9 protein-coding genes are annotated in these 11,993 nt (G+C 61.7%); 8 read left to right on the top strand and 1 reads right to left on the bottom strand.

The window, feature by feature from the left end; genetic code table 11:
- Positions 1-265 precede the first annotated feature (265 nt).
- Positions 266-1,309, top strand: a complete 1,044-nt coding sequence (locus ACLFKU_RS37875) for a transporter (RefSeq protein ID WP_410852591.1) — start codon at positions 266-268, stop codon at positions 1,307-1,309.
- Between the two features lie 132 nt (positions 1,310-1,441).
- On the opposite strand, the gene hmpA is transcribed toward ACLFKU_RS37875, so the two are convergent.
- Positions 1,442-2,623: an NO-inducible flavohemoprotein gene (gene hmpA / locus ACLFKU_RS37870; protein ID WP_368587452.1), complete on the bottom strand. Its 1,182-nt coding sequence runs from the start codon at positions 2,621-2,623 to the stop codon at positions 1,442-1,444.
- A gap of 138 nt (positions 2,624-2,761) precedes the next feature.
- Between hmpA and norR the strand changes: the two genes are divergently transcribed.
- The 7 genes from norR to ACLFKU_RS37835 all read left to right on the top strand — a co-directional run bounded on the left by norR (position 2,762) and on the right by ACLFKU_RS37835 (position 11,955).
- Positions 2,762-4,357 (top strand): nitric oxide reductase transcriptional regulator NorR, encoded by a 1,596-nt coding sequence (norR, locus tag ACLFKU_RS37865; protein ID WP_410852590.1) that lies wholly within the window; start codon positions 2,762-2,764, stop codon positions 4,355-4,357.
- Positions 4,358-4,580: 223 nt separating this feature from the next.
- On the top strand, positions 4,581-5,423 hold the full coding sequence (locus ACLFKU_RS37860) for a MaoC family dehydratase N-terminal domain-containing protein (RefSeq protein WP_410852589.1): 843 nt from the start codon (positions 4,581-4,583) through the stop codon (positions 5,421-5,423).
- 18 nt (positions 5,424-5,441) lie between these two features.
- A complete protein-coding gene (locus tag ACLFKU_RS37855; protein ID WP_410852588.1) occupies positions 5,442-6,605 on the top strand; it encodes an acyl-CoA dehydrogenase family protein in 1,164 nt (387 codons plus the stop codon).
- Positions 6,606-6,621: 16 nt separating this feature from the next.
- A complete protein-coding gene (locus ACLFKU_RS37850) occupies positions 6,622-7,800 on the top strand; it encodes a CaiB/BaiF CoA transferase family protein (RefSeq protein ID WP_410852587.1) in 1,179 nt (392 codons plus the stop codon).
- 108 nt (positions 7,801-7,908) lie between these two features.
- On the top strand, positions 7,909-9,297 hold the full coding sequence (locus ACLFKU_RS37845) for an MmgE/PrpD family protein (protein ID WP_410852586.1): 1,389 nt from the start codon (positions 7,909-7,911) through the stop codon (positions 9,295-9,297).
- Positions 9,294-10,112, top strand: coding sequence for an HpcH/HpaI aldolase/citrate lyase family protein (locus tag ACLFKU_RS37840; protein WP_410852585.1), 819 nt, complete (start codon positions 9,294-9,296; stop codon positions 10,110-10,112). Before ACLFKU_RS37845 ends, ACLFKU_RS37840 begins: the two co-directional genes overlap by 4 nt.
- A 223-nt stretch (positions 10,113-10,335) precedes the next feature.
- Complete coding sequence (locus ACLFKU_RS37835) at positions 10,336-11,955, top strand: glycoside hydrolase family 43 protein (RefSeq protein WP_410852584.1); 1,620 nt, start codon at positions 10,336-10,338, stop codon at positions 11,953-11,955.
- The last annotated feature ends 38 nt before the right edge of the window (positions 11,956-11,993 follow it).

Genomic DNA, 11,993 nt, shown 5'->3' with positions numbered 1-11,993 from the left:
GTGAAACGACTCCACGCCGATGATAGTGCGGATTGCCCGTGTGAAAGTAGGTAATCGTCAGGCTCCCCCACAAGCCAGAAACCCCACCCCCAGCGGTGGGGTTTTTGCGTTTACGCGGCCGAAATCGTCAGAGATGACGTTTCCGTGACACGCCAGCCGCCTCAATTCGACAATACGACGCCGGAAACTGCGCGCGTCAACTCTCTTTCAATCGTTCGCGCTATGCTCATGTATTCCTTTCGGAAGCGCTGGCATTGAACGCCCTATGAAATCAGATCTGGCATTGCAAACCTACGGCGCGGATTCGTCGGGTATGGTCTGCGGTTTCCGGTTTTTGCCGACGCTTGCCGGACGGCCGATCGACGCGGACGAAGTCATCGACTGGTTCCGCGAGCGTGAGGACGATGCCGACACTACCGTAAGGGACGCTGGCGAGTTTCTGTCGCTTCACTTCAATCTCGCGCATAGCGCGAGCGAGCGCTGGATGCGCACGCAACTCGATCTGCCCGAAGCGTTTTTCGACGCCTTGCGCGAAGGCTCGCATTCGACGCGGATCGAACATGCGGACGGCGCACTGCGCGCAGTCGTGAACGACGTCATGTTCAACCTCGAGTTCATCCCGTCCGAAATCGCGACGCTGTGGATCTACGCAACCAAGCGGCTCATCGTAACCGCGCGGCTGAAGCCGCTGCGCTCGGTGGACCGTTTGCGCGCGTCGGTACGGCAAGGGGAAGTATTCAGGTCACCTGCCGAGCTGCTCGTTCATCTGATGCGCGACCAGGCCGACCTGCTCGTGCAGATCGTCCGCCGAACCAGCGCCGACGTCGATCGAATTGAGGACCGCTTCCTGTCGCAACGGCCGACGCAAAACCGCCTCGACCTCGGCGCGATGCGTCGCACGCTGACACGTCTGCAGCGGATGCTGGCACCCGAACCGGGCGCGATTTTCCGCTTGCTGGCGAGGCCGCCTCGCTGGCTTCACGTGGAAGACGTGCAGGATCTGCGTGAATCGACGGAGGAGTTCTCGGTCGTGCTTTCGGACGTGGCCGGATTGATCGAGCGGGTTAGATTGCTGCAGGAAGAAATCACCTCACGACTCGAGGAGCAGAACAACCGCACGCTATTCACGCTGACGCTCGTCACGGTGCTGGCGATGCCAATCAATATCATTGCCGGTTTCTTCGGCATGAACGTCGGTGGCATTCCGCTCGCCGAGAACAAGCATGGATTTTGGGTGATGGTGCTGCTGGTCGCCGGTTTTACCGGGCTGACTGGCTGGTGGGCATTTCGCCGCAGAAGGGAGCGCTGAACGCGCAGCAGACTTGGCCCGCTTCTTACAAGGCCAAACCCACCGGCGTAATTCAAACCAGAAAATGCCCGTCTTCGAATACGCTTTGCAACGATTCGAAGAGGGCAAGTACTCGTCGATTAGCCGAGTGTGTTATTCGAGCGCGGCAGCCGGCCCAAAAAACTCATAACGGCTCTGCGATTCCGGCACGCCGATCGCCTTCAGGCATTTCTTGATCGCCTTCATGAACGCGATGGGCCCGAGGAAATACACGTCGACGTCGCGCGTTTCCGGCAGCCACTTCTTCAGATTCGCTTCGTCGACGTAACCGACCGCGTGCGCGTCGGCATCGCCGTCACGGCGCTGCTCGTAGCAATAGAAGCGCTTCAGTTGCGGATGGCGCGCGGCCAATGCATCGATCGCGCCGCGGAAAGCATGCACGCCACCATGACGGGCCGCGTGAATGAAATGCACCGGACGATTGGTCTTCAGCGCGGCTTGCAGCATCGCCATCGTCGGCGTGATCCCGACGCCGCCACTGATCAGCACCAACGGTTTGTCGCCAGGTTGCAGCGTAAATTCGCCGGCCGGCGCGAACAGTTCGAGCGGGTCGTTTACCTTCATCTGCTCGTGCAGATACGTCGACACGGTTCCATTCGGTTCGCGTTTCACGCTGATGCGATATTCGCGACCATCGCTCATTGCTGACAGCGAATAGTTGCGACGCACTTCTTCGCCGTCGATCACCAGCCGCACGCCAATGTACTGCCCCGGCTTGAATGCGAGCAATTCGCCGCCGTCATCGGGACGCAGATAGAACGACGTGATCTCGTCGCTTTCACGCACTTTGCGCGCGAGGCGGAACAGCCGCGTGCCGCGCCAGCCGCCGGGCGCTGCCGCGCTTTCGGCGTAGATCTTCTCTTCGAGTCCGATCAACAGATCCGCGAGTTGCTGATACGCGGCGGCCCACGCTTCGATCACGGCGTCGGTTGCGACGTCCGCGCCGAGTACTTCACGAATCGCGCGCAGCAGGCACTTGCCGACGATCGGATAGTGCTCAGGCTGCACGTTCAGCGACACGTGCTTGTTGATGACCTGCGCGACGAGCCCGCCCAGTTGTTCGAGCTGATCGATATGGCGTGCGTACATCACGACGCCGTTGGCCAGAGCGCGCGCCTGCGAGCCGCTCGCCTGGTGGGATTGATTGAAGATCGGGCGCACTTCCGGGTGCTCGCTAAGCATCACGCGGTAGAAGTGCGTGGTGAGCGCCTCGCCGCCGCTTTCCAGGAGCGGCACGGTTGCTGTGATAATGGCGCGGTGTTCGGCGGATAGCATATTTTCAAGTCCTGATGAGAGTCTGTGTGAGCGTCTGTCTATCAGCGAGTGTCGCAGCCGGTTTCGGCAGACTGCCTCTACTATCCACGAATCGTGCCAGGTATAAAATGTATGTAGATCAACGGTCTGGCAAATAGGATGGTTCATTCGACCCTAGTCGAAAAGACTCAACCCGCAGTCGATCTGACTGCCGAGGCGGTCCTCGACGTTCTTACCCCACTGATTCTCGACCTGTCGCGCGAGTTGTCCGAGCGCGAGCGTTATCGGCGGCTGCTCAGCGCGCTGCGCTCGCTGTTTCCTGGCGACGCGGCCGCATTGCTACGCCTGGAAGGCGATACGCTGGTGCCGCTGGCGATCGACGGCTTGAGCAGCGATACGCTCGGGCGGCGTTTTCGCGTCGCCGAGCACCCGCGCTTTCAGGAGTTGCTGGCCCAGCCAGGGCCGACGCGCTTCGCGGCTGACTCCGAACTACCCGATCCCTACGATGGCCTCGTGCAAGGCATGGCAGCCGGGCATCTCGAAGTGCACGACTGTCTGGGTTGTCCGCTGTTCATCCGCGGCGAGCCTTGGGGGTTGCTCACGCTCGACGCACTCGACCCGGCGCGCTTCAACACGCTCGACATGGCTTCGCTGCAAGCATTTCTCGGCCTCGCGGCTGCGACCGTCAGCGTCGTCGAACGCATCGACGCGTTGGCGCGCAATGGCGAAGAGGCGCAGCGTCGCGCGGAAGCTTATCGGCTGGCGAGCAGCGAGAGCCGGCGCGAGCTGATCGGCAGCAGCGAGGCGCATCGCCGGATGGTGGAGGAGATCGAGGTGGTGGCCGCCAGCGATCTGACCGTGCTCGTCACCGGCGAGACCGGTGTCGGCAAGGAGCTGGTCGCGAACGCGATCCACGCGCTGTCGCCGCGCGCGAACAAGCCGCTGATCAGCCTGAACTGTGCGGCATTGCCCGATACGCTCGTCGAGAGCGAACTATTCGGCCACGTGCGCGGCGCGTTTTCGGGAGCGTCGGCGGATCGGCGCGGCAAGTTCGAACTCGCCGACGGCGGCACCATTTTCCTCGACGAGGTCGGTGAGTTGCCGCTCGCGGTGCAGGCGAAGCTGTTGCGCGTCCTGCAGAACGGACAGTTGCAGCGCATCGGCTCGGACCACGAGCACAGAGTCGACGTGCGGCTGATCGCCGCAACCAATCGCGATCTCGCCGAAGAAGTGCGCGCGGGCCGCTTCCGCGCCGATCTCTATCATCGCCTCAGCGTGTATCCGCTGCGCGTGCCGCCGTTGCGTGAACGTGGCCGCGACGTGCTACTGCTGGCGGGCTTCTTCCTCGAAGACAATCGCTCGCGGCTCGGGCTGCTGAGTCTGCGGCTTGCGGCCGACGCGCAGGCCGCGTTGCTGCACTACTCATGGCCCGGCAATGTGCGCGAACTGGAGCATCTGATCGGACGCAGTGCGCTGAAGGCGTTGGCGGCCAGTCGTGAGCGTCGCCGTATTCTGACGTTGACGGCCGCGGACTTCGCGTTGTCCAACGCACAGAATCAGGAAGCCAATCAAACGGCCACGCAGAGCGAGCAAAGCGAGACGAAAGACTTTCGCAGTGCGGTCACCGAGTTCGAACGCAATCTCGTTCTCGAAGCGCTGATCCGCAACAGGCAAAACTGGGCGGCGGTCGCGCGCGAGCTGGGGCTGGACCGCGCGAATCTGAATCGGCTGGCCAAACGGCTCGGGCTCAAATAAGCGAGCAGGTGAAGGAGCGCCGTTGCAGTTCGGTAAAGCAATAAGGTCGGGCCGCGTCGAATCTCTGATCGCGCTGAAAACAGATTGTCAGTGCCGCGCGCCGCGCCTAACGTCTTAACCAAAGCCAAAGGCCCGCTTCGGAAAATCGAACTTCGCGGCACACAGCGCGTCGGTCATAGTGGGCCCTAACGAGGACCAACACACTAAACCAGGAGACTCCGCCATGTCCGCTGCCCCACAGAAGCTCGACGATTGGCTCAACAAGGAGGCGGTGGCCGAAGACGACATCACCGCGTTTCCGTTAGCCGCACTCGCCGCCACGCTCGATCGCGAGGAAAGCGGCGACACCGTGCCGCCGTTGTGGCACTGGCTGTACTTTCTTCCGGTCGCGCCGCTATCCGAAGTCGGTCCCGATGGACATCCGAAGCGTGGCGGTTTTCTTCCACCCGTGCCATTGCCGCGCCGCATGTGGGCTGGTGGCCGGCTCACGTTTCATGCGCCGCTGAAGATCGGTGAGCATGCGCGGCGAACTTCGACGATCGCCAATATCGAGGACAAGACCGGCCGCTCGGGCCGCCTCGTATTCGTCACCGTGCAACATACGATCGAAGTCGATGGCGAGTTGAAGCTCGAAGAGGAGCACGACATTGTCTATCGCGACGCGCCGCACGAAGGGGCGCGGCCGCAACAGCCGGCGCCCGCGCCCGAAGGAGAAACGTGGAGCCGCACGATCGACGCCGATGCCGTGATGCTGTTCCGCTACTCGGCGCTGACTTTCAACGGCCATCGCATTCACTACGACCATCCCTATGTGACGCAAGTCGAAGGCTATCCGGGCCTCGTCGTGCATGGCCCGCTGATCGCGACGCTGCTCGTCGATCTCGTGCGCCGCGAACTGCCGCAAGCGACGCTGCAAAGCTTCGCGTTTCGCGCGCTTCGCCCGACCTTCGCGGATCAGCCGTTCACGGTATGCGGCAAGCCCGCCGCCGACGGCAAGACCATCGACTTGTGGGCGAAGGACCAGGAAGGTTATCTGACCATGCGCGCGACCGCCGCGCTCGCCTGAATTCCACGAGACTCGACTATGCAAACCACGCAACACGATTCGTTCCAGGACATTCGAGAGGCCGTGCGCGATCTGTGTCAGCAGTTTTCCGGCGAGTACTTTCGCAAGATCGACGAGTCGCGCGGCTATCCGGAAGAGTTCGTCGACGCGCTGACGAAGGCCGGCTGGCTCGCCGCGCTGATTCCGCAGGACTTCGGCGGCTCGGGGCTCGGGCTCACGGAAGCGTCGGTGATCATGGAAGAGATCAATCGCGCGGGCGGCAACTCGGGCGCATGCCACGGACAGATGTACAACATGGGCACGTTGCTGCGGCACGGTTCGGAAGAACAGAAGTGCAAGTATCTGCCGAAGATCGCGAACGGCGACCTGCGTTTGCAATCGATGGGCGTGACCGAGCCGAGCACCGGCACCGATGCGACGAAGATCAAGACTACCGCCGAGCGGCGCGGTGACCGTTACGTGATCAACGGCCAGAAGGTGTGGATTTCGCGCGTGCAGCACTCGGATCTGATGATCCTGCTCGCGCGCACCACACCGCTCGCGGACGTGAAGAAGAAATCGGAGGGCATGTCGATCTTCATCGTCGATCTGCGCGAAGCGATCGGGCATGGCCTGACCGTGCAGCCGATTTTGAACATGGTCAATCACGAGACCAACGAACTCTTTTTCGACAACCTCGAAATCCCGGCCGAGAATCTGATCGGCGAGGAAGGGCAAGGCTTCAAATACATTCTCGACGGCCTCAACGCGGAGCGCACGCTGATCGCCGCGGAGTGCATCGGCGACGGTTACTGGTTCGTCGATAAAGTCACCGAGTACGCGAAGGAGCGCGTCGTGTTTGGCAGGCCGATCGGACAGAACCAGGGCGTGCAGTTTCCGATCGCGCGTTCGTTCATCAACGTCGAGGCAGCGAGCCTGATGCGCTTCGAAGCGGCACGTCGTTTCGACGCGCAGCAGCCGTGCGGCGCGCAAGCGAACATGGCGAAGCTGCTCGCTGCGGACGCGTCGTGGGAAGCGGCCAATGCGTGCCTGCAATTTCACGGCGGTTTCGGCTTCGCATGCGAATACGACGTCGAGCGCAAGTTTCGCGAAACGCGTCTGTATCAGGTCGCGCCGATTTCAACCAATCTGATTCTCTCGTACGTGGCCGAGCATATTCTCGGGCTGCCGCGTTCGTTCTGACCCGCTGGCGGACATCATGAGACCACTCGACGGTATCAAGGTCATCACGCTCGAACACGCGATCGCCGCGCCGTTCTGCACGCGTCAACTGGCCGATCTCGGCGCGCGCGTGATCAAGATCGAACGGCCCGGCGTCGGCGATTTCGCGCGCGGCTATGACGAACGTGTGCATGGACTGTCGTCGCACTTCGTGTGGACCAATCGCTCGAAAGAAAGCCTTTCGCTCGACCTGAAGCAGCCCGCGGCGGCGGAGATTCTCGATGCCTTGGTTGCCGATGCAGACGTGCTCGTGCAGAACCTCGCACCGGGTGCGGCGGAACGGCTCGGCCTCGGCTACGACACGCTGAGCCAGAAGTATCCGAAGCTGATCGTCTGCGATATTTCCGGCTATGGCGCGGACGGTCCGTATCGCGACAAGAAGGCGTACGACCTGCTGATTCAAAGCGAGTCCGGCTTTTTATCGATCACCGGCTCTCCTGGCGCGCCAGCGAAGGCGGGCTGCTCGATCGCTGATATCGCGGCGGGCATGTACGCCTATTCGAACATCCTGAGCGCGCTGTTGCAGCGCGGACGCACGGGGCGCGGTTGCCGTATCGACGTGTCGATGCTCGAAAGCATGGTCGAGTGGATGGGTTATCCGCTCTACTACGCGATCGACGGTCAGCCGCAGCCCGCGCTCGCGGGCGCCGCGCATGCAACGATCTATCCGTACGGACCGTTTCCCGCTGGCGACGGCAAGACGGTCATGCTCGGCCTGCAGAACGAACGCGAATGGAAGCTGTTCTGCGATCGCGTGCTCGAACTGCCTGAGCTAACAACGGACGAACGCTTCGCATCGAACTCGAAGCGCACTGCGGCGCGCGATGCGTTGCGCGAGGTGATAGTAGCGGCGTTCGCGAAGCTGAGCGCCGCGCAGGTGATCGAGCGACTCGATCACGCAGGCATAGCGAACGCGCAGATGAATACGCTCGCGGACGTGTGGGCGCATCCGCAACTGAAGGCACGCGAGCGCTGGCAGGAAGTCGGCACGGCAGCCGGCACGATACCGTCACTACGGCCTCCGGGTTTGCCTTCCGACATCGAGCCTCGGACGGACCCCGTTCCCACAATTGGTCAACATACCGAATCGATTCTGCGTGAGCTTGGCTACGGCAAAGCTCGTATCGACGCGCTGCGCGCGGCCGGCACGGTCTGATTCAGTAAGCCTGTTTCGCTTCGAGCCCGCACGCATGTGATGCGGGATGACAAGCCGGTATGCCGAACGAACCCGATACAACCTGGCATCACACGGCGCACGACACTCATGACCGACCATCCCAGTCTCACGCTCGCCACTTTCGCCGCGCAACTCGACTTCGACAGCATCCCGCATGAGGTCGTCGAGCGGACCGTCAACCTGTACGTCGATTGGCTGGGCTCGGCGCTGGCCGGCAAAGGCGCTCGCCCCGTCGAGACGATCGCTCGGTTTGCGCGTGCGGCAGCTGGTGCGACTAACGAGGGCCTCTGCGAGGTGCTGATCGATCGCAGCCGCACCACGCCGTATTTCGCCGCGATGATCAACGGCGCCGCATCGCATTTCGCCGAACAGGACGACGTGCACAATGGCTCGGTGTTTCATCCTGCGACCGTGGTGTTTCCGGTTGCGCTCGCGTTGGCACAGGCAAGGCGAGCGCCGGGGCGCGACTTCATCGCGGCGGCCGTGGCGGGATACGAGGTCGGTATTCGCATCGGCGAATTTCTCGGGCGCTCGCACTACAAGGTGTTTCACACCACGGGCACGGTCGGCACGGTCGCGGCGGCCGCAACTGCAGGACGTTTGCTCGATTTGTCGCCATCGCAGATGCTCGATGCGTTCGGCTCGGCAGGCACACAGGCGAGCGGCTTGTGGGAATTTCTGCGCGACGCCGCCGACTCGAAACAACTGCATACCGCGATGGCTGCCGCGAACGGCCTGATGGCCGCGCAACTCGCCGCCGACGGCTTCAAAGGAGCGACGCATATCCTCGAAGGCGCCCAAGGCATGGCCGCGGGCATGTCGAGCGATGCCGATCCGGCTCGGCTCGTCGATCGGCTCGGCAGCCGCTGGGCGACCGCGGAGACGTCGTTCAAATATCACGCGGCGTGCCGCCATACGCATCCGGCCGCCGATGCGCTGCTCGCCGTGGTGCGGGCGCATCGTCTCGCGCCGCGCGACATCGCGACGGTCGTCGCGCACGTGCATCAAGGCGCGATCGATGTGCTCGGTCCCGTGATCGCGCCGCGTACCGTGCATCAGGCGAAGTTCAACATGGGTACGGTGCTCGGACTCGTCGCGCATCACGGCTATGCGGGCGTGACCGAATTCGAGCAGGATTTCGACGCGAGCGAGATCGTTGCGTTTCGCGACAAGGTCACGATGACGCTCGACGCTGAAGTCGACGCCTCGTATCCCGCGCGCTGGATAGGCAAGGTCACGGTGACCACTGCCGACGGCCGTGTTTTCGACGGGCGTGTCGATGAGCCGAAGGGCGATCCAGGGAACACGTTGTCGCGCGAGGAGATTGCGACGAAGCTGCATCGGCTGGCGGCATTCTCGGGTGCGGCTAGTGACGAGGAGGCGGCGCAACTGCTTCGCCGCGCGTGGCGTGTTGCCGAAGTGGCGCAGATTGGCCAGGTATTCGATTCAGCCCCGCGCACGATGGTGGCGGCATGAGCGCGCTGCCCCGGTCATATCTTTTCGTGCCTGGGAATCGGCCTGAGCGGTTTCACAAGGCCTATGCGGCCGGCGCGGATGCGGTGATTCTCGATCTGGAAGACGCGGTGCAGCCGGATCAGAAAGTGCCGGCGCGTGCGGCGGTGGTGGCCGCGGTATCGGCTAACGCATCGGGGGCCGTGTGGGTGCGTATCAATGGCTCGGATACGCCCTGGTTTCCAGATGACGTTGCGACGCTCGTTGGTCAGAGCGGTGTCGCCGGAATTGTGCTGCCGAAGGCTGAGACGCGCGAACAGATCTGCGCGGTGCTGGCGAACGCGCATCCAGCGTTGAGCGTACTGCCGATTGTCGAGACTGCGCGCGGGTTCGCGAATCTTGCGGAGCTATGTGGCACGCCGCGCGTGCCGCGTATCGTGTTCGGGACGCTGGATTTTCAGGTCGATCTCGGCATCGATGGGGATGGCGAGGAGTTGCATCTGTTTCGCTCGCAGATCGTGCTTGCGTCGAGGCTGGCCGGCATCGGTGCACCGGTGGATGGCGTATCGACGGCCATTACCGATGCTGATGCGGTGCAAGCCGATGCACGGCGCGGGCGGCGGTTTGGTTTCGGCGGCAAGCTTTGCATTCATCCGAAGCAGATCGAGGCGGTGCACCGCGCATATGCATGGAGTGACGCCGAGGTGGATTGGGCGCGACGCGTGCTCGCGGCCGTCGAGGCGAGCCATGGCGGGGCGGTTGCCGTGGATGGAAGGATGGTCGACATGCCGGTGATCCTGCGGGCGCGGAGAGTTTTGGGCCACTCCGAAAGATTCTGACAATGCGGCTTTCGTCGTGCCTTCATAGCAGGATTCCTATACATCGCCTGCCGGTCATTCGGACGACGTACCAGTAAGGAACTCAACCAAGGGAATACCCTCCCATCATCGCACTTGAATAGTTAGCAGGTCACATGCTAGATTGAATTGTTAGCGGTAACAACGCTCGCCGAAAAAGCAAAAAGATCTATTCCTTTCAGCACGTCAGAAACATACCCTCCCGATGAGTACTATTCAAAATCCAGTTCTGCGCGGCTTCAACCCGGACCCTTGCGTATGCCGTGGCAAGGATGCGTGGTATATCGCGGTTTCAACGTTTGAATGGTATCCGGGCGTTCTCATTTACGAATCGAAAGACTTCGTCAACTGGGAACTCAAGGCCACGCCTCTGGACAGGTTATCGCAATTGAACCTGATCGGAGAGCAGCCGTCCGGAGGCATATGGGCGCCAGCCCTGTCCTATCACGACGGTCTCTATTGGCTCGTCTATACCGACACCAAGGCATGGAAAGGCGAGCAGAAGATCTCCCCGCTGCGCGACATGCACAACTACGTCGTGACCGCCCCCGACATTACTGGACCCTGGTCGGAGCCCGTGCATCTCGTGTCCGGTGGATACGATCCATCCCTGTTCCACGACGAATCCGGCAAAAAGTGGCTCGCTTATATCCGGCGCGACTTCAGAGGAATCCACGAAGATCTTTTCGTCGGAATCGTTCTGCGGGAATACTCGGTGCAGGAGGAAAAGCTGATCGGTGAAGAGCGCGTCATCTATAAAGGCGCCAACCTGAAGACCGATTACTTCATGAAATGTCAGATATACGAGGCCCCTCATTTGCTGAAGAAGGGGGACTGGTACTACCTGATCACGGCGGAGGGCGGCACAGGCTATACGCACGCAACGTGCGTATCCAGGTCCCGCGATATCTTCGGTCCATACGAGCTTCATCCTGACACGCCCATGCTCACGTCGCGCGACGCGAACGGACGGATCCAGCGGACCGGCCACGGCAATCTGGTCGAGGGTCCGAACGGCCAGTGGTACATGACGTACCTCGGATCGAGACCAATCGATGCACAAACGAAGCGCTCGCCGCTAGGACGTGAGACCTGCATCGCCCCGATCGAATGGCGTGACGGCTGGCCCTGCCTCGCCACTGGCGGAGTGGTCCCCGCCGAATCTTTTGCGATCGACTCGGAGATCGAGCAAAGGCTCGACAGCAGTTGGGCGATCGATTTCGAACAATGCGCCGCTCTGCCGCTGGAATTGCAGAGTCTGCGCATTCCCATCAGTGACGACTGGTGCAATCTTCACGATCGTCCGGGCTACCTGCGAATCAGGGGGCAAGAGTCGCCGACTTCGCGCTTCCATCAAAGCATGCTGGCCTGTCGCATCCGTGACTGGCAGTTCGAAGTCGAAACGGCGCTGGAATTTTCGCCGAAGTCATATCTGCACATGGCTGGGCTCATGGCGCGTTACGACGAGAAGACCTTCTACTACCTGTTCGTCACGCGCGACGACGACGGCACGAAAATCCTGTCGTACATGGAAATGGATGCCGGCAGCTTTGCCTATAGCAATCGACTGGCGACGCTGCCCGAGTCCACCGGGATCGATCTGCGGATTCGCGTCGTGGATGCGACACTGCGCTTCTTTTATCGCGTGACACACGGTGACTGGAAGGACCTCGGACTGGAAAAGGATTTCACGAAACTCAGCGATGAATATGCCACCCCAATCGGCTTCACGGGGGCTTTCGCAGGTATCACCGCCAACGACATGCTGGGCTTTCGCGAACCTGCCGACTTCAGGTCGTTCTCATATCGCCAACTGACCGGCTAGAGCCCGGATTTCGTTTCACCGCTGTCACTTAATAATAA

Origin of the sequence: Paraburkholderia sp. EG304 (assembly GCF_046543485.1) — a bacterium.
Taxonomy (GTDB): domain Bacteria; phylum Pseudomonadota; class Gammaproteobacteria; order Burkholderiales; family Burkholderiaceae; genus Paraburkholderia; species Paraburkholderia youngii.
The sequence above is the reverse complement of the archived record's forward strand: the minus strand, read 5'-3'. Positions and strand labels throughout refer to the sequence as shown.